The organism is Vibrio aerogenes (assembly GCF_024346755.1).
In the GTDB taxonomy this organism is placed as follows: domain Bacteria; phylum Pseudomonadota; class Gammaproteobacteria; order Enterobacterales; family Vibrionaceae; genus Vibrio; species Vibrio aerogenes.
On the sequence record NZ_AP024861.1, the window covers coordinates 2,040,391 to 2,058,998 of the forward strand.

The 18,608-nt window shown below is 43.9% G+C and carries 15 protein-coding genes; 6 read left to right on the forward strand and 9 right to left on the reverse strand.

Annotated features, from left to right (window positions below; all coding sequences use genetic code 11):
• The first annotated feature begins 109 nt into the window (after nucleotides 1-109).
• From pabB to OCV29_RS09050, 3 genes are all read left to right on the forward strand, one after another.
• Nucleotides 110-1,483 carry an aminodeoxychorismate synthase component 1 gene (gene pabB, locus OCV29_RS09040; protein ID WP_073603101.1) on the forward strand — a complete coding sequence of 458 codons (1,374 nt, stop codon included), beginning with the start codon at nucleotides 110-112 and terminating at the stop codon, nucleotides 1,481-1,483.
• Nucleotides 1,480-2,202, forward strand: a complete 723-nt coding sequence (locus OCV29_RS09045) for a CoA pyrophosphatase (RefSeq protein WP_245796787.1) — start codon at nucleotides 1,480-1,482, stop codon at nucleotides 2,200-2,202. The genes pabB and OCV29_RS09045 overlap by 4 nt, the downstream gene beginning before the upstream one ends.
• 192 nt (nucleotides 2,203-2,394) lie before the next feature.
• Nucleotides 2,395-3,759, forward strand: coding sequence for an L-serine ammonia-lyase (locus tag OCV29_RS09050; protein ID WP_073603013.1), 1,365 nt, complete (start codon nucleotides 2,395-2,397; stop codon nucleotides 3,757-3,759).
• An 81-nt stretch (nucleotides 3,760-3,840) separates the two neighbouring features.
• Here the strand turns inward: OCV29_RS09050 and queD are convergent, their stop codons facing one another.
• Nucleotides 3,841-4,203 (reverse strand): 6-carboxytetrahydropterin synthase QueD, encoded by a 363-nt coding sequence (gene queD, locus OCV29_RS09055; protein WP_073603014.1) that lies wholly within the window; start codon nucleotides 4,201-4,203, stop codon nucleotides 3,841-3,843.
• A gap of 407 nt (nucleotides 4,204-4,610) precedes the next feature.
• Between queD and asnS the strand changes: the two genes are divergently transcribed.
• Both asnS and OCV29_RS09065 read left to right on the forward strand, forming a co-directional pair.
• Nucleotides 4,611-6,011 (forward strand): asparagine--tRNA ligase, encoded by a 1,401-nt coding sequence (asnS, locus tag OCV29_RS09060; protein WP_073603016.1) that lies wholly within the window; start codon nucleotides 4,611-4,613, stop codon nucleotides 6,009-6,011.
• A 309-nt stretch (nucleotides 6,012-6,320) separates the two neighbouring features.
• Entirely contained in the window at nucleotides 6,321-7,511 is a 1,191-nt protein-coding gene (locus OCV29_RS09065) for an amino acid aminotransferase (protein ID WP_073603017.1), read from the forward strand.
• A gap of 85 nt (nucleotides 7,512-7,596) precedes the next feature.
• Here OCV29_RS09065 and uxuA read toward each other — a convergent pair whose 3' ends face one another.
• The 5 genes from uxuA to OCV29_RS09090 form a co-directional block, all read right to left on the reverse strand.
• A complete protein-coding gene (gene uxuA / locus OCV29_RS09070; RefSeq protein ID WP_073603102.1) occupies nucleotides 7,597-8,655 on the reverse strand; it encodes a mannonate dehydratase in 1,059 nt (352 codons plus the stop codon).
• 107 nt (nucleotides 8,656-8,762) lie between these two features.
• Entirely contained in the window at nucleotides 8,763-9,734 is a 972-nt protein-coding gene (locus OCV29_RS09075) for a TRAP transporter substrate-binding protein (RefSeq protein ID WP_073603018.1), read from the reverse strand.
• Nucleotides 9,735-9,754: 20 nt separating this feature from the next.
• Nucleotides 9,755-11,113, reverse strand: coding sequence for a TRAP transporter large permease (locus tag OCV29_RS09080; protein WP_084193265.1), 1,359 nt, complete (start codon nucleotides 11,111-11,113; stop codon nucleotides 9,755-9,757).
• An 18-nt stretch (nucleotides 11,114-11,131) separates the two neighbouring features.
• Nucleotides 11,132-11,644, reverse strand: a complete 513-nt coding sequence (locus OCV29_RS09085; protein WP_084193266.1) for a TRAP transporter small permease — start codon at nucleotides 11,642-11,644, stop codon at nucleotides 11,132-11,134.
• Between the two features lie 765 nt (nucleotides 11,645-12,409).
• Entirely contained in the window at nucleotides 12,410-14,299 is a 1,890-nt protein-coding gene (locus OCV29_RS09090; protein WP_073603021.1) for a methyl-accepting chemotaxis protein, read from the reverse strand.
• 331 nt (nucleotides 14,300-14,630) lie between these two features.
• Between OCV29_RS09090 and OCV29_RS09095 the strand changes: the two genes are divergently transcribed.
• A complete protein-coding gene (locus OCV29_RS09095) occupies nucleotides 14,631-15,869 on the forward strand; it encodes a SufS family cysteine desulfurase (RefSeq protein WP_073603104.1) in 1,239 nt (412 codons plus the stop codon).
• 66 nt (nucleotides 15,870-15,935) lie between these two features.
• On the opposite strand, the gene OCV29_RS09100 is transcribed toward OCV29_RS09095, so the two are convergent.
• Genes OCV29_RS09100 through OCV29_RS09110 form a run of 3 tightly spaced genes read right to left on the reverse strand, consistent with a single transcriptional unit; the run spans nucleotide 15,936 to nucleotide 18,608 of the window.
• Nucleotides 15,936-16,661, reverse strand: coding sequence for a glycerophosphodiester phosphodiesterase family protein (locus OCV29_RS09100; RefSeq protein WP_073603022.1), 726 nt, complete (start codon nucleotides 16,659-16,661; stop codon nucleotides 15,936-15,938).
• A gap of 20 nt (nucleotides 16,662-16,681) precedes the next feature.
• A complete protein-coding gene (locus OCV29_RS09105) occupies nucleotides 16,682-17,440 on the reverse strand; it encodes a DeoR/GlpR family DNA-binding transcription regulator (RefSeq protein WP_073603023.1) in 759 nt (252 codons plus the stop codon).
• A 16-nt stretch (nucleotides 17,441-17,456) separates the two neighbouring features.
• Nucleotides 17,457-18,608 carry an ABC transporter ATP-binding protein gene (locus tag OCV29_RS09110; RefSeq protein ID WP_073603105.1) on the reverse strand — a complete coding sequence of 384 codons (1,152 nt, stop codon included), beginning with the start codon at nucleotides 18,606-18,608 and terminating at the stop codon, nucleotides 17,457-17,459.

The window sequence follows — 18,608 nt, forward strand, 5'->3', positions numbered from 1 at the left end:
AAAACAGATTAAGAAATACAGCTGTCAGCTTAATAATCCTTTTATAATATACGCTTGCTTTAGTGAACACGCTACGCAGTGATTGAACTTTTTGTCACAAATTGAAGAAATGAATTACACACATAATAAAGAAATTGAATACAGGTCAAGCCATTACTCACGGGACCTTGCTTCAAAGTATTTCTCCCGGATTGAAAACCTTCCGTGGTCTATGCTTTTAAAGTCTTCATCTGATACTCACGATGACAGCCGGTTTGACATTCTGGTTGCCAATCCGGTAGCCACGCTGGTCACCCGGGATCAAGCCACCACGATCTGTGAGAATGGCAACTGTTATCAATCCGGTCAGGATCCCTTCTCGCTGCTCAACGAAATAAAGCTGAAATTCGCCCCTGATATGCCTTCAGAATTGCCTCACCTGCCCTTCAACGGCGGGGCTTTAGGTTATTTTTCGTATGATTTGGGGCGCAGAACAGAAAAACTTCCGGAATTGGCAGCACATGATATTCCCTTGCCGGAGATGGCGGTCGGCATTTATCTTTGGGCATTCATCGTGGATCATAAGAAACAGCAGGCTTGGTGGGTCGGTCAAAACACACAGGCAGCGGAAGCATGGATTCAGGCACAAAAGCCGGTATCTGCCATACCTTTCCATCTGAAATCAGACTGGCAATCAAATATGACTCAAACATCATATCGTAAGAAATTTGAGGCGATTCAGGATTACCTGCTGGCAGGTGATTGCTATCAGATCAATCTCACCCAACGTTTTCAGGCTGATTATCAGGGGAGTGAGTGGCAGGCATTTGCTCAGCTGGACCGGGAAAATGAAGCGCCTTTTTCTGCTTTCCTCAGGATTGAAGATGGCGCTATTTTGAGTTTATCACCAGAACGCTTTCTGCAATTACGCGGTCAGCAGATAGAAACAAAACCAATTAAAGGTACGATTCCACGTGCTGCAGAGCGCCCGGCAGACCTTGTTCAGGCAAACACACTCCGCCAGTCAGAAAAAGATCAGGCCGAGAATCTGATGATTGTTGATCTGCTGCGCAATGATATCGGACGTGTCGCCGCACCAGGATCCGTTTCAGTCCCCAAACTATTTGATATCGAAAGCTTTCCTTACGTCCATCATTTGGTCAGTACAATTCATGCTAAACTAGATCAAAGTTACACCGCATCTGATCTGCTACGTGCTTGTTTTCCCGGTGGTTCTATCACCGGAGCACCAAAGATCAGAGCCATGGAAATTATCGAAGAGCTGGAGCCCCACCGCAGAAGTACCTATTGTGGCAGTATTGGTTATATCAGCCGCGACGGACAAATGGATACAAATATTGCTATCCGGACTTTAATTGCAACCGGGCATCAGCTGTATGTCTGGGCTGGCGGCGGAATTGTCGCAGATAGCCAGTGGGATAATGAATATCAGGAAACGCTCGATAAACTCAGCCGGATTTTACCCGTGCTCAGGAAACAGTGAAGAGAATCAAAGACTGTATGAACCTCGACCGTACACGCATTTTGCAATATTTTCAGCTGCATCGTCCGAATCAACGCGTTGATCACGAAAAATCTCCTTTTCATTTTCAGGATTTCCGTAAAGCAGCTGTTTTAGTCGGATTTGTTGAACGCCAGTCAGGTCTTCAGGTGATTTTCACCCGCCGACCGATGCATTTGAAGCATCATCCGGGACAAATTTGTTTTCCCGGCGGAAAATATGAGTCTCAGGATCGCTCTCTTTATCAAACGGCTATCCGGGAAGCCAGAGAAGAAGTCGGTATTCAGCAGCATCATATCGAAGTCATCGGACATTTACCTGAACTGCGTACGGTCAGCCGTTTTGCTGTTACACCGGTCATCGCCTTCATTTCGCCACGTTATACGCCGGTCCGCCAACAAGAAGAAGTTGAAGAAGTATTCGAAATTCCGGCAAGTTACGTACTGAATCCCCGCCATCTGCATTGTTCAGATTTTATTTTCGCAGAGAAGCACCACCGGGTCGTCGCTTTAAATTACCGGCAGTATTTTATCTGGGGAGCGACGGCTAAAATGATTGAACAGCTTCAACAGCATCTGTTACCGGAACATCACCAGCATACCACTCCATCTCACAAAAGCCCTTATCAATTACAGGTTGATAAAATCACCAATAAGCACTTTAATCAAAGTATGAATTCCCCCATGATTCCGGGAAAATAGTCCAATTTTTTCATCTGGTTACAAATAGTCGTTGTTGCAGTGCCTGTCTCTTGCAGTAATTGTATATACAAGCATTGAATTTACGGGCAGACTCGTGTAGTCTCCCACGCTATTTTATATAACCCGTCTCAAAGGTTTGTAACCAAGTTGTTACTTGGTTGAAAGGGTTACTTGGTTGAAAGGTGTACAGGCATGATCAGCGTTTTTGATATTTTTAAGATAGGCATCGGTCCTTCCAGCTCGCATACGATGGGGCCCATGAAGGCTAGTCATCTGTTTATTGAAACTCTGCACCAAAAGTCGCTTTTAAAGCAAGTGACTCAAATTACGGTTGATGTGTATGGGTCGCTGTCTTTGACAGGTAAAGGACATCAGACCGACGTAGCAATTATTCTGGGCTTAAGTGGCTATACACCTGAAAATGTTGATATTGATCAGATCCCTGACATTATCAGGGAAGCAGAGCAGAATGAATTCCTGCAAATATCAACGCATCAGAATCATCGTATTACGTTTCCCCGTGATTCAGGTATGACCTTTCATACTTCCTACTTACCTGCGCATGAAAATGCCATGACGATTCATGCATGGCATGGAAAAGAAGAGCTACTCTCGGAAACCTACTATTCAGTTGGTGGTGGTTTTGTTGTCGATGAGAAACATCTGGGACAACCCACAGAATCTGCACACAATGTACCGTTTCCCTATACCAGCGCTTCGGAATTGGTGGATTTTTGCCGGGATGCCGGTTTATCGATAAGCACACTGGTGATGGAAAATGAGTCAGCCTGCCGTCCCCGTCAGGAAGTGACTGATTATCTGCTGAAGATTTGGCAGACGATGAAGGACTGCATGGAGCGCGGGATGAAAACGGAAGGTATTCTCCCCGGCCCACTCAGAGTACCGCGTCGTTCTGCAGCATTGCATCAACAGCTCCTGACTTCAGAAAAACACTCGAATGATCCAATGGCTGTGATTGACTGGGTCAACATGTATGCTTTTGCCATTAATGAGGAAAATGCGGCTGGCGGAAGAGTCGTCACAGCACCAACCAATGGTGCATGTGGGCTGATTCCGGCTGTATTTGCCTACTACAATAAATTTATTCAGCCCGTGACAGAACAGGATTGCATTCGCTACCTGTCAACATGCTGTGCCATTGGCGGACTTTATAAAAGGAATGCATCGATTTCAGGTGCAGAAGTCGGATGTCAGGGAGAAATTGGTGTTGCCTGCTCTATGGCTGCTGCCGGCCTTGCAGAGCTCTTCGGAGCCAGTCCGGAACAAGTCTGTATGGCGGCAGAAATAGCGATGGAACATAATCTGGGATTAACTTGCGATCCAGTCGCCGGACAAGTTCAGGTGCCATGTATCGAACGAAACGGGATAGCCGCGGTTAAAGCTATCAATGCGACCCGGATGGCATTGCGCCGGGCATCAGAGCCAAGAGTTTCGCTGGATAAAGTCATAGAAACGATGCTGGAAACAGGAAAAGATATGAATGCAAAATATCGTGAAACATCTCAGGGAGGACTGGCAGTCAAAGTCATCTGTTAGTTAACCTAGCTAATCTATCTAACCGGGCACCAGCGTGAAACCCGAAACGGCTTTCACGCTTTATCTCCTGAGTCACTTCTTTTATTCTGCTTCACCCTGATAAATACATCCTGCTGTACAGGTTTCTTTGATTTCCACCTGACTCAGAAGTGGTAATGATGGCTTCAGCTTTTGCCATATCCAGCGGGCAATGACTTCACTGGTTGGATTCTCCAAACCTTCAATTTCATTCAGATAGTGGTGATCAAGCTGTTCATAAACCGGTTTAAAAGCTTGTTTAATTTCAGAGAAATCAATCACCCATCCCGCTTGTGGGTCCACATCACCTTCCACATAAATTCTGACGAGAAAAGAGTGTCCATGGAGCCGACCACATTTATGTCCGTCAGGGACATGGGGTAACCGGTGAGCCGCTTCAAATGTAAACTCTTTGTACAAAATCATTTTTTTAAACCTATATCAACAGCAATTTCTAAACAGAGGCAGCATTGTACGCGAAATTACGCAATTGTCATTGTCTGCGTCTACGAATTAATGATGAACCGGTCGATTCCTCCGCATAATTAAGAACCAGTGGTATGATACCCGGATTTACAACGCCACTTTCCTGCGATCATGCGCCCGGTATACACAAACTTCATGGTCATAAACACAGGTGTAATATCAATAAATTGAACAAAAATATTAAAATTATTCAATGAGAGCAGAGAAAAGGTTGAAGCCAAAGATTTCAACGGTAAACTGTCCCAATACACAAATTGTATATGGTAAACCCGTTCGCTGAACTATCCGGAGCATCCGGTCTGATAGCCTGCGGATAATTAATATTATTAATGGAGAATAATTCAAACATGACTTACGCGCCTGTTGTTGACGTTTTACGCGGTAAGCTTGCTGTTGACAGTGAAGTCACTGTCCGCGGCTGGATCCGCTCACGTCGTGATTCCAAAGCCGGAATCTCGTTCCTTGCCATCTATGACGGCTCTTGTTTCGACCCGATTCAGGCCGTGGTCCCGAATAATCTGAATAATTACAATGACGATGTACTGAAACTGACGACAGGTTGTTCTGTTGAAGTAACAGGGAAAATTGTTGAATCTCCGGCCAAAGGGCAAGACTTCGAACTGTCAGCAACTGAAATTAATGTGCTGGGCTGGGTTGAAGATGCAGAGACTTACCCTATGGCAAAAACGCGGCATTCTATTGAATACCTGCGTGAAGTGGCCCATTTACGTCCCCGGACAAATGTTATCGGTGCTGTTGCCCGTGTAAGAAACTGCCTTTCTCAAGCTATTCATCGTTTTTACCATGAACGTGGATATATTTGGATGTCTGCTCCACTAATCACAGCATCTGACTGTGAAGGTGCGGGTGAAATGTTCCGGGTTTCCACCTTAGATCTTGCCAATTTACCGCGAACTGATAGTGGTGATATCGACTTTAATGAAGATTTCTTTGGTAAAGAGACATTTTTAACAGTATCAGGCCAGTTAAATGCTGAAGCGTATGCCTGTGCTATGACAAAAGTTTACACTTTTGGCCCAACATTCCGGGCTGAAAACTCAAATACCAGCCGCCATTTAGCTGAATTCTGGATGGTTGAACCGGAAGTCGCGTTTGCTGACCTTGATGATGTCGCTTTTCTTGCGGAAGACATGCTGAAGTATGTCTTTAAAGCTGTTTTAGAAGAAAGACGTGACGATTTGGAGTTTTTTGCACAACGTATCAACAAAGAAGCAATCTCCCGTCTTGAAAAATTCGTTGAATCTGATTTTGCTCAGGTCGACTATACAGATGCAATTCAGATTCTGCTTGATTCCGGACGTGAGTTTGAATTCCCGGTCGAATGGGGAATTGATATGTCTTCTGAACATGAGCGTTATCTGGCAGAAGAACACTTTAATGCGCCGGTTGTTGTGAAAAACTATCCGAAAGATATTAAAGCATTCTACATGCGCATGAATGATGATGGCAAAACAGTTGCCGCCATGGATGTTCTTGCCCCCGGTATTGGTGAGATCATTGGTGGTTCGCAGCGTGAGGAGCGTCTGGATATTCTTGATCAGCGTATGGTTGAAATGGGAATCGACCCGGAACATATGAACTGGTACCGGGATTTACGCCGCTACGGCACCGTCCCTCACTCAGGTTTCGGACTCGGTTTTGAGCGCTTAGTCTCTTATGTCACAGGTATGGCCAACATCAGAGATGTGATTCCATTCCCCCGTGCGCCCCGTTCAGCAAATTTCTGAACATTGTCAACAAATAACTCGACAAGACCGCCTGAATACAGGCGGTCTTTTTTATATTCTCCGCCTCATTATCTCATCTGACCACTATTTAAATCATTTTCTCTTTTATGATGAAATACAGGAAAGATTCTTTAAAGAATTGTGCTGAAAATCGCTCTTTTGTCAGAGATATAAGTAAAACAATAAAAAATTTATATTTTTCTAAAAATCACGGTTGTATCAGCATGGTCATAGATGTATAAATAAAATCTGAAACAGCGTGGGCCTTCATAAGCCCTTTTCAGATAAAAATAGACATGGATGAGAGTTATGTTCGAAAAAGTTGCTGCAGCCCCGGCAGACCCCATTTTAGGCCTGACGGAAGAATTTAAAAAAGATTCCCGTAAAGAAAAGATCAATCTTGGTGTTGGCATTTATAAAGATGAAAATGGTTCAACCCCTGTTCTTAAGACGGTCAAAAAAGCTGAAGCAAAACTCCTTGAAACCGAAAGCACAAAATCCTATCTGACGATTGATGGCACAGCAGAATATGCGCTTGCTGTTCAGCAATTATTGTTCGGTGCGGACTCTGAGATTATTTCAACACAAAGAGCAAAAACAGCTCAGGCTCCCGGCGGTACCGGCGCACTTCGTCTTGCTGGTGAATTTATTAAACGCCACCTCGGAAATGTCAAAATATGGATTAGTAACCCAACCTGGGCGAACCACCAAAGCGTATTTAAAGCAGCTGGCCTCGAGATAGCTCAGTACGCCTATTACAATGCAGAATCTAAAGAGAAAGATTTTGCTGCAATGATCGCTGATCTTGAAAATGCGACACCAGGAGATATCGTTCTTCTGCATGGCTGTTGCCACAATCCAACCGGTATCGATCCAACGACTGAAGAGTGGGAAACTCTGGCAAAAATGGTCGCTGAAAAGCAACTGTTACCATTGTTTGATTTCGCTTATCAGGGTTTTGCTAAAGGTGTTGAAGAAGATGCAGAAGGTTTACGTATTTTCTCCCGTTATAACCGTGAACTGCTGATTGCCAGCTCATTTTCTAAAAACTTTGGCTTGTACAGTGAACGGGTTGGTGCGTTTACCTTAGTTGCTGAATCAGAAGAGATTGCTGTTCAAGCATTTTCGCAGGTGAAAGCGATTATCCGCTCAGTCTATTCAAACCCGCCTGCGCACGGCTCTGCTGTGGTGACAACCATTTTGAATTCACCCGAACTCTATCAGGAGTGGCTCAATGAGGTTGCTGAAATGCGGGACCGAATTCAGGAAATGAGAACCCTCTTCGTCGACACGCTCAAAGAATACGGCGTTCAGCAGGATTTCAGTTTCATTTCACGCCAAAATGGTATGTTCTCTTTCTCTGGTTTAAATAAAGACCAGGTTGAGCAGTTAAAAACTGATTTTGGTATTTATATTGTCGGCTCCGGACGAATCAGCGTTGCTGGCATGACAAAAGCAAATATGCAACCATTGTGTAAGGCGATTGCTGCGGTTCTTTAAGCTTATCTCCCGGATTTTGGTACAAAAAAGCCGTGCTCTGGTATGATATCTGGCACGGCTTTTTATATTTCATTCAGCAAAAAACTTAACGACTTAAACTATCCCATACCCCCCAGATATACATAATGCCGAGAGCCCGGTCATATAAACCATAACCAGGTCTTGCCCACGCTTCTTCACCCCAGATATGACGACCGTGATCCGGGCGAACATACCCCGAATAATCATGCTGGTGAAGCGTTTCAATGACTTTGACTGTATCAACAGAACCATCACATGCCCGGTGAGATGTCTCAATAAAATCACCATTCTCATATCGTTTTACGTTTCTGATATGAATAAAGTGAATTCTGGAACAATATGTATGAATAATATCCGGAATATCATTTGCTGAAGAGCCCAGCGAACCGGTACACAAACTTAACCCATTGTATGGGCTGTCAACTAAATTGAGAAAACGCCCAATGTTCTCTTTATTAATGATGATGCGGGGTAAACCAAAAATAGGAAAAGCCGGATCATCAGGATGGATACCCATTTTGATGTCACACGCTTCGCAAACCGGGATAATTTGCTCAAGAAAATACTTCAGGTTTTGCCAAAGATCTTCTGCGGTAAAGCCTTCATATTGCTTAAACGTTTCTTTCAGCTTCGCTAAACGCTCAGGCTCCCAACCGGGCATGGTCACGTCAACATCTTTCGAAATTTTATCAATCAACGTGATTGGATCGATGTTTTCTATCTGACTTTTTTCAAAAAAGAGAGCGTTAGAACCATCTTCTGTTTGCTTATATAATTCAGTCCGGGTCCAGTCAAACACCGGCATAAAATTATAGCAAACAACTTTGACGCCAGCTTTTGCCAGCCGCCTGAGTGTTTCTTTATAATTTTCGATATACTTATCGCGGGTTGGCAGCCCTAACTTAATATCTTCATGGACATTCACACTTTCGACGACATCAATGTGAAAACCTGCTTTCTCAATCAGCGCTTTTTCCCGATTGATTCTGGACTGTTCCCAGACCTCTCCGGCCGGCATATCGTGGAGTGACCACACGATACCCTCAACTCCCGGTATTTGCCGGATATGCTGAAGCGAGATCTGATCATTCCCTTCACCATACCATCTGAATGTCATCTTCATATGCGGACCTCCGATATGACTTTTAATCATCAAGCCATCTGAATGACTGAAATTTTACCAATAAAAAAAGCGTTCAGAGAACTCTGAACGCTTTAAAGAGTAAAAAATTATTTACCCTGAATTTGATCCAACATACCCACCAGTTCAGGATTTTCTTTTCTGAACTTATCATAAACTGGTTTAACTGCATCCTGGAATTTGCTGATATCACTATCAACAAATTTCACGTTATATTTCTTCAGTTCCTTGACTGATTTCTCAACATAATTGCTCCAGTTTGTATCCTGAACCTTGACAGTTTCAGCAGCGACTTCACGGATAATTTTACGCTGTTCATCAGTCAGTGAATCCCAGGTACTGGTGGAAACAACAAGTACATCAGGCACCATGGTATGTTTGTCATATGAATACACTTTCTTCACTTCATAGTGACGCGAAGAATAGTAAGACGGAATATTATTCTCTGCACCATCCACAACACCCTGTTGCAATGCAGAATATAATTCGCCGTATGGTAATGGCACAGGCGTTCCGCCCAGTGCTTTAATCGTATCAATCGATAAAGCAGAGTTTTGAACCCGGATTTTCATACCTTTCAGGTCTGAAGGGGTCTTAATTGGCTTATCAGTATAAAAACTACGTGCACCAGCATCCAGGAATGCCAGACCAATAAAGCCGGAGTCACGGGACGAAGCAAGAATTTTCTTACCAATTGGTCCCAGAAGTACTTCATCATACTGAGCACGATCTTTGTATAAATATGGTAGTGACAGCAATTTATAATCTGGTGCAAAAGCTGTCAGAGGCGCAGCACTGACTTTCGTAAATGCAATCGTACCATTCTGGACCATTTGTAATAAATTAGTCTCATTACCTAACGTACCATTTGGATAAACTTTAACGCGAATACCCGCACGCTTTTTAACTTGTTTCGCAAACCAATCCAGAGAGCTGTGTACCGGGTGCTCGGTTGGTAGCGCATGAGCCAGTTTCAGAGTCGCTGCCTGCGCAACATTTCCAGAAAGAAGGGCCGCAGTAGCAATAGAACATGCAAAAAATACTTGATTAAGTTTTATCATCGTAGGGGTCCTGCTATTAGTTAATATTTATATCCGGCTAGTCCAGGTAGCCATAAAGATAGTGAAGGAAACAGTGTGACTAAAGCCAGCGTCGCTATCATGATCAAAAACAGAGGTAATAATTTTGGAACAACCTGCCCCAGTTTCATCTCTGACACACTACAGCCAACAAATAGTGCTGTTCCAACCGGCGGTGTACATATACCGATACAGAGGTTAAAGACTAAAATAATACCAAAGTGCACCGGATCAATTCCTAATTGCATCGCAATCGGTAAAAAGATCGGCGTAAATATGAGAACTGCCGGCGTCATATCCATAAAGGTGCCAATCACCAGCAGAATCACATTCATCAACAGAATCACAACAATAGGATTTGTTGAAGTTTCCATCACAAAATCTGCAATAAATGTCGGAATATCAGCGTTTGCCATAGACCATGACATTGCAGAAGATGTTGCAACCATCAGTAAAACAATTGAAGTTGTGACCACACTTTCAATCAGAAGTGGCATCATGTCATCAAGTTTTAATTCACGGTAAGCAATACCCAGAATCAAAGCGTAAACAACGGCGATTGCTGAGGCTTCTGTCGCAGTAAAAATACCTGCGAGAATACCGCCCATGATGATGACAACCAGCCCCAGACTTGGCAGTGCGTCCCAGATAACTTTACTGGTTTTTTCCTGAAAAACAATTTTTTCTCTGGGGATATTGTAACGTTTGCCAAGCAACATGATACCGATCATGATGCCTAATCCCATCATGATCCCCGGAATATATCCTGCAATAAACAGATATTGCACAGAAGTACTACTGACCAAAGCAAACAAGATCAAAATATTTGAAGGCGGTATCAGCAAACCTGAAGGACAAGATGCCACATTGACTGCTGTGGAAAAATCCATCGGGTAATTGTGCTTCTTCTGTAATGGCTTCATGATTCCGCCGACAGCAGCAGCAGATGCAACAGCTGAGCCGGATAAAGAACCAAATAACATATTTGCAATCACGTTAACGTGTGACAAAGAGCCTGGTAAACGTCCGCCAAACAGCATTGCAAAGTTAATCAGCCTCGCCGCCAGACCACCCCGGTTCATTAGGTTCCCCGCTACAATAAAAAACGGGAGAGCCAGCAGACCAAAGTTATCTAAACCATTTGCAAGCTTTTGTGAAACTAATATCGTTGTTTTATCGATTGGAAAGTCGATAAACACAGTAAACATTGCCGCAATACCGATTGAAAATGCAATAGGTACACCAACAAGTAATAAAATACCCAGAACACCAAATAAGACGACAACCGGGAAGAAATCATAAAAAACATCAGGCGCATTTGCTAAAAAATCCTGACTAAATAATAAATCAATAAGCGTCATTAGATACTTCCTCTCTCGTTACTGGGATTTGCGCTTGATTAAACAGCCTATCGCCTGAATGATGTCGACAAGACCGAAATAGCAGATAATAACCCCCGAAACAGGGACAACCAGATAGACATACCCGATGAGCAAATGGTGTCCACCAATGACAATTCCCGGAGAAATCTGTCCGTGATGCAACGTATTTGTTACCAGGTAGTAGCCGCCATAAATTAAAGCAATACTGGAAAAAGCAAAAATGATCAGATTGATAAAAATTTGTTGGACTAATTTGCCCCGCTCTCCCATTCTTGCTGCAAGCAGCTCTAAGGATAAATGACGCTTAACAGAAAACGTGTATGCTCCACCGAGAATACCAATCCACATTAATAAATAACGAGATAGCTCATCTGTAAAGTTCGAAGGATCTCTAATCACAAACCGGGTGAAGACCTGCCACACCACTGCAGCGATCATTATTACCATAAAAAAGGTTAATAAATAACGCAGTACTTTGTGAATATAATCATTAAACATTTTAATTATCATATGGTTAATTTTCTCCGGGGATATAAGTTACAACAGCACACAAAAATTCCTTTTTATTTCATTCACAACAATAAATTATTATCCGGCAATTATGAACCCATGCTCACAATCTTTATTCACCAGACACTCCGGGCATTCCGGATTCATTACACGCCTCATTCAGCTCAGGATGTCTGTGTTGATATAAAGATACATTTGGTATGACATTAAAAATAGTTTTGAGATCAAAAAATCGGTTCTATCTTTGAAATGATGTTTCAAAATATGACATATTTAACATTATATGAAAAAAAAATTGCCTTTATTGTCGATTTATCTCGCATAAAACAACAAAATTGGAATAACAGGATAAACGCAATAAGTCACATAAAGACTTAAATTGGTATAACAGAAATAAAATTTGGCACAATAAAACAATACACATATAGAATGAATGGATAATTCTGAATCCAGAATCAGATAAAGAATTGATCAAACAGGAGTTTACATTTCTATATTGAAAAATTGGCTCATGATTCAAGTTCACCTCACGCAGGATTGAATCAGATAACGTACTTTATTACGCCTGAATCATCTCATAAGAGTATAAAAATTGTTCAATTCAGAAATTTTGCGATAATCTGCTTTTTGAGCATCTGTCAAAAGCATTCATCAGATAAAGATTAGTAATACAAAAGAAAAGACATGTGAACCATGTCTGGAGGAATGAGTCGTTTGCAAAAAAGTCCGGCATGTTCATCACGCCGGACTGAAGAACGACACGTATTATATCTTAAAGCGGCTGAGTTCTCTTTCCAGCCCCTGAACCAGTTTATGTAATTCCTGACTCTGTTCTGCTGCACCCAGTGCATCATTGGCCAGTTGATCACTGACCTCCCTGACAGATTCAGTATTATGATTGATATCTGCGGTCACCAGTGACTGTTCCTCGGCTGCAGAGGCGATTTGGGTCGCCATGTCACTGATGACTGAAACCGACTCACTGATAGCATTCAGGCTTTCACCGGTCACATTGAACTCTTCAACGCTGGTTTCAACCAGATTATGGCTTTCTGTCATCACATTCACAGCGTTTGAGGTGACTTTCTGCAAACCTTCAATCTTCGACTGAATTTCTTCAGTTGAGGCATGCGTTCTCTGTGAAAGCACCCTGACTTCATCGGCCACCACAGCAAACCCTCTTCCCTGCTCACCGGCCCTTGCGGCTTCAATTGCAGCATTCAAAGCCAGTAAATTCGTTTGCTCTGCAATATCTGTAATCGTAGACAGAATTGTCGATATTTCATTGGTATGCACTTTAAGATCAGCAATGATGGTTGTCGCACGGGTTAACTCCTCAGCCAGCTGATTGATCGAATGCATGCTTTTCTGCATTTGCTCATATCCCTGAGAACCAAGCTCAACCGAATGATTCGCATTTTTCGCTGTATTTTCTGCGTTACCCGCAATTTCAGCCGTGGCAGAAGCCATCTCCGTCACCGCAGTCGCAACCATGGTGATTTCATCCTGCTGGGTTTTCAGTTTTGAACTCTGCTGCGACGCGGCGGAAGCTGCAAAGTCAGCTTTTTGTCCCAGTGAAACAGACACATCATTCACTTTCTGCATCATTGTATGAATGCGATCCACAAACTTATTAAACTGATATGCCAGCTGCCCGACCTCATCCTGACCACTGACAACAAGTCTGCGGGTCAAATCACCTTCTCCTTCAGCGATGTCGGATAATGCCTGAGTCACATTATTTAAGCCTGTCAATTGTTTTGAAATGGTCCATACACTGAGCAAAGCAAGTACAATTAAAATACCGGCTGTAATGATCAGCTGGTTGACCAGCATATTATTGACCGGTGCTTCCAGTACTTCTTTGTCCATAGTCAGCACAAGCAGCCAGTCGGTATGCGGAATTTTTTCCGCGACGACCACTTTTTTCCGGCCATCAATATCAACCACCAAAGATGTATCGTCATCTGCAACCTGAATTAAGTTTTGACCACTCAGCTCAGGGACGATTTCACTGATATTTTTCAGGATATTATCTTTATCCGGATGGGCAATAATCGTACCTTTCTGATTCACTAAAGAGGCATATCCTTCTCCGGCAACAGGAATCGAAAGAATCGTTTTTGTCAGATAATCGAGCGCCAGGTTTGAACCCACAACACCAATCAGGCGGCCATTCTGACGCACCGGATCAGCCAGCGTCACCACCAGCGTTTTCATGGTCACGCTGACATATGGCGCGGTGGTCACGGCACTATTTTCTGATTTAGCGAGCTTGTACCATCCCCGGACTCTTGGATCATAGCCTGGCTTATTCAGCGAAGGATCCTGACGGAACATTTCTCCTTTCTCATTTCCGTAATAACTTAAGCCAAAACCCCCTGATTTTAACGTCTGCCGCAGATGAGGGACGACATCCAGCTCCGTATTATTCTCAATTTCATCTTTCAGGCCTTCAAGAGCCAGTTGTTTGTCATGGAACCAGTCACCAATCCCCCTGGCATTCGCCTGCAAAGTATGCTGACTGTCATTTTGAATCTGTATCACTGTTTCTGTTTTAAAAGACTGATAGCCCTCGGTCACCAGAGTCACTGCAGTTAAAGCAATTGCAACGATAACAGAAAGAACCATTTTCTGCTTCAGACTTAATTGCATAAGAAGCTCTCCTTCACATCAAGTATTCATCGGATAGTGCACCGTCTTTGCATCCACCGGACTGTTTAACCCATTTATTCAGTATAGTAAGTTCTATTTTGTAACGTGTCTGTGAACCAGACATGTCAGCCTGATTTCCTTCTCTTCAGGTAAAGCATCCTTATTGACGAAATAAATAATTAATAATTTAACGGCTTAAAGCAGATAATATTGACTTTTAATTTATTTTTGTGAAACAGAATGTGAAAAGAGCAGAACAGAAAACATTTAAAAAAAATGACAGAGCGATTATCCTTGCCGCCGGGATGAATCTAAATTGGGAGAACACCTGATGACTACGGCTCATCAGTTACCATTATCCAGTCCATGGCGTCAGGATTTTCCGGTACTGAATACGCAAGTTCATGATAAACCGCTCGTCTACCTGGACACCGCAGCAACCGCTCAGACCCCAGACCCGGTGATCCGGAGAATGGAACATTTTTACCGGCATGAGTATTCAAATGTTCACCGGGGAAATCATCAGCTGAGCATGACAGCAACGGAAAACATGGAACAGGTTCGCCATCAGGTTGCCGGCTTTATCAATGCCCCCGATGCACGGAGTATTGTTTTTACCAAAGGAACCACGGAAGCAATCAACCTGGTGGCCCAGACATTCGTCAGAAGTCAGCTTCAACCCGGTGATGAAATTATCGTCACAGAGATGGATCACCATGCCAATCTCGTTCCGTGGCAAATGGCAGCACAGGCATTGCAGCTGAAAATCAAAGTCTGGCCGGTTACTCCATCCGGTGAGCTGGAAACTTCAGACCTGAAGAAGCTGATCACAGATAAAACCAGATTTCTGGCTGTTACCCATGTCTCAAATGTGCTGGGGACAATCAACCCGGTCCATGAATATATTCAGGTGGCCAGACAACACCAGATGGCGGTATTGGTGGATGGTGCACAAGCAGTGTTACATCAAAAAGTCGATGTTCAGGCACTTGATTGTGATTTTTATGTGTTCTCTGCACATAAGTTATACGGGCCAACCGGGACCGGCGTGCTCTTTGTGAAACCTCACCGGTATTCGCAGATGCCCCCATGGGAAGGCGGTGGTGCCATGATCGATAAAGTCGTTTTACCGCTCGGTACCACATTTAACAAGCCACCATTATGCTTTGAAGCAGGAACACCAAATATTGCCGGAATTCTTGGTATGGGTGCAGCGATCAGTTATCTGATGGAAACCGGAATCGATGCGATTTGCCGCCATGAAAACAATATTCTGAATTATTGTCTGGCGCAGCTTCAGTCTGTCGATGATGTTGTCATCTACGGCAATCCTAAATCACGGACAGGCTGTCTTGCATTCAATTTATCCTCCCATCATGCTTATGATGTCGGCACGTTTTTCGACCACTACGGTATCGCGATACGCACCGGCCACCATTGTGCGATGCCTCTCATTGAACGACTCGGACAAAACTCGGTTTGCCGTGCTTCGTTTGGTATGTATACCAACAAGCAGGATATCGACCGTTTCATCTCTGCGCTTCATCAAATCAAAGCATTACTCGATTAAATACTTTGATTTCTTTCCGGATAATCCATCCATATTTGCGGATTATCCGGGAAGCGTTGTTAACCACTATATCTGTGTGCGCTCAATAAACCGCTCCGGATAATCCGTAAAGATGCCATCCACCTGCGTCGTCAGAGAAAATTGCTCTGGTTTGTTAACGGTGTAAACCCACACCTGAAGACCGGCCTGATGAAGTTGCTGTAATATCGCCGCATCAAGAGCCCGGTAATTGATATTACAGGCAACCGCACCAATGTCTTGCATCAGTTGCTTATCACCCTCTGTTAATTTTTCAGTCAGCACAGCCAAAGGATAAACCCGAGAGGTTTGATGACATATTTTCAGGATTTCATGATTAAAACTTGAGAGTATCACCCGGTGTGGGTCAATCTTTGCGAGACTGAGCTCCTGATACAGTGCCCTGACGACCTTCGCCTTATCATGCATGTCATCAACTTTGATTTCGATATTGATAGCAACCGGATAGTCATGCAGCAAGACAAACAACTCACCCAGTGTCAGAAGCTGCTCGCCTGCAAACTCAGGCCCAAACCAGGCACCAAAATCCAGTTGTTTCAACGTCTGTAATGAATGCGCATCCACCCGGCCCTGTCCGTCAGAGCATCTGCCCAGCTCATGATCATGACATACGACCAGAATATCATCGGCTGTCGGCTGTACATCCAGCTCGATCCATGTCAGTCCGGCTTTAGCCGCTGCTAAAAAGCTGGCACGGGTATTTTCAGGATATGTTCCGGCCACCCCGCGGTGACCCACAATAATCGGTTTCATTCTCTGGGTTCCATCTCATCTCAGGAGATAATGTAATTCACCTGATGTTTAAAGCAAAGATCTGCAATATCCGCATGATGCTGGTCGGAATAAAATCGTTCAACCGCATCCAGTTTTCCACTCACAACAGGTGCATAGCGTTGATATTTAGACTGATCAGCAATCAGCCAGCAAGTTTGGCTCTGTGCCGTCATCGCCTGAGTTAAATCTGCTTCTTCCGGTGTAAAATCGAGTAACTCCCCTTTCTGGCTGAGTCCTCCGACGCCAAAAACAGCGATCTTAATATTAAACTGGCGATAAAAGCGTGTCACCGATTCACCCACAGTATCTTCGTCAGAAGAACGGACAGCCCCGCCCGCCAGATAGACATTAATCTGCGGGTTCCGGCTCATAATCAGTGATGCATGGATATTATTAGTCACTACGGTTAATCCGGGATGGTCTAACAATGCATGAGCCACCTGCTTTGGCGTCGTACCAATTCCAAGAAAAATACTGATTCCCTGAGGTAAGTCTTCCACAATCCGCTGGGCAATTTTTTGCTTTGCCGTCAGATGAATGACTTCCCGGTTGGAAAAGGACAAATTATCATTATCGCTCGGAAAACTAATGCCGCCATGCACCCGCCTGACCAGTCCTTTATCACTCAGTTCATTCATATCTTTGCGGATTGTCTGGACTGAAACATCGAATTTTTCAGACAGCAGAGAGCTGGATAAAACGCCCGGTGTTTGAGCCAGATAACGTAATATTTCTTTTTGTCGTGCCGTTAACCTCATCCCGATATTGTTTCCTTCACGCAATTTTTTGTGTTTGTGATTGTTGTGAGCGAATTCTTTGCCCTTGTTGATCAAAGAAATAAACCTGGGCAAATGGCACAGAAAATATCGCTTTTGCTTCCGGGGTAAACTCACCATCCTGTATCACAACCACCACAGGTGTGCCATTAAAGTGACAGTGTAATAGTTTTTGTGCACCCAAAGGCTCAACGACTTCGATATCAACGGATATATGCAAACACCCCGGCTGCTCTCCCGGTAACAAATGCTCAGGACGAATACCCACGGTAAAACCAGTTTCATCAGGTAAAGCGTCGCTTGTCATATCAACCGTCACCCCATGGATCATCAACTGACCATTTTTAATCTGTCCCGGCAAAAAGTTCATCGCCGGACTGCCGATGAATCCTGCAACAAACTGAGTCTGTGGATCATGATACAAACTCATGGGTGTTCCCACCTGCTCGATTTGCCCCTGATTCAGAACAACAATCCTGTCAGCCAGCGTCATCGCTTCGACCTGATCATGCGTAACGTAAATACTGGTGACGCCCAGCTGACGTTGGAGTTTTTTGATTTCCAGGCGCATATGTGTTCTGAGTGCTGCATCAAGATTCGAAAGTGGCTCATCAAACAAAAACAACTCAGGTTCACGAACAATTGCCCGTCCCATTGCGACACGCTGACGCTGCCCACCGGATAATTTGGCCGGTTTTCGATCGAGATATTCTTCAAGTCGTAATATTTGCGCGACATCCTGAATTTTCTTCGCAATCACATCTTTCGCAACTCCCCGGTTTTTCAAACCATAGGCAAGGTTCTGATACACCGTCATATGCGGATATAACGCATAATTCTGGAAAACCATTGCGATATTTCGTGCCGCCGGATTCAGGGTATCAATTCTGCGCCCGGCCAGTTCAATCTCACCGGAAGTGATTGATTCAAGCCCCGCCACCGAACGCAGAATGGAAGATTTTCCACACCCCGACGGACCAACCAGAACAATAAATTCACCATCCTGAATATCTAATGAAATATTCCTCACCGCCTGATGGCCATTATCATAAGTTTTAACCAACTGTTTCAGGGCCAGCTTCACCGGACGCCTGTTTTCTGGTGAAGCAGTGTCCGGGGAATATGCCTGAGCCGGATTCTCATATGTCAT

Excerpts from the sequence above, each read along its gene's own strand:
- OCV29_RS09085 (WP_084193266.1), bottom strand. The coding sequence starts at position 11,644 with ATGATAATTAAAATGTTTAATGATTATATTCACAAAGTACTGCGTTAT.
- uxuA (WP_073603102.1), bottom strand. The coding sequence starts at position 8,655 with ATGAAGATGACATTCAGATGGTATGGTGAAGGGAATGATCAGATCTCG.
- OCV29_RS09100 (WP_073603022.1), bottom strand. The coding sequence starts at position 16,661 with ATGAAACCGATTATTGTGGGTCACCGCGGGGTGGCCGGAACATATCCT.
- queD (WP_073603014.1), bottom strand. The coding sequence starts at position 4,203 with ATGATTTTGTACAAAGAGTTTACATTTGAAGCGGCTCACCGGTTACCC.
- OCV29_RS09065 (WP_073603017.1), top strand. The coding sequence starts at position 6,321 with ATGTTCGAAAAAGTTGCTGCAGCCCCGGCAGACCCCATTTTAGGCCTG.
- OCV29_RS09105 (WP_073603023.1), bottom strand. The coding sequence starts at position 17,440 with ATGAGGTTAACGGCACGACAAAAAGAAATATTACGTTATCTGGCTCAA.
- pabB (WP_073603101.1), top strand. The coding sequence starts at position 110 with ATGAATTACACACATAATAAAGAAATTGAATACAGGTCAAGCCATTAC.
- asnS (WP_073603016.1), top strand. The coding sequence starts at position 4,611 with ATGACTTACGCGCCTGTTGTTGACGTTTTACGCGGTAAGCTTGCTGTT.
- OCV29_RS09080 (WP_084193265.1), bottom strand. The coding sequence starts at position 11,113 with ATGACGCTTATTGATTTATTATTTAGTCAGGATTTTTTAGCAAATGCG.
- OCV29_RS09050 (WP_073603013.1), top strand. The coding sequence starts at position 2,395 with ATGATCAGCGTTTTTGATATTTTTAAGATAGGCATCGGTCCTTCCAGC.
- OCV29_RS09075 (WP_073603018.1), bottom strand. The coding sequence starts at position 9,734 with ATGATAAAACTTAATCAAGTATTTTTTGCATGTTCTATTGCTACTGCG.
- OCV29_RS09110 (WP_073603105.1), bottom strand. The coding sequence starts at position 18,608 with ATGACATATGAGAATCCGGCTCAGGCATATTCCCCGGACACTGCTTCA.
- OCV29_RS09090 (WP_073603021.1), bottom strand. The coding sequence starts at position 14,299 with ATGCAATTAAGTCTGAAGCAGAAAATGGTTCTTTCTGTTATCGTTGCA.
- OCV29_RS09095 (WP_073603104.1), top strand. The coding sequence starts at position 14,631 with ATGACTACGGCTCATCAGTTACCATTATCCAGTCCATGGCGTCAGGAT.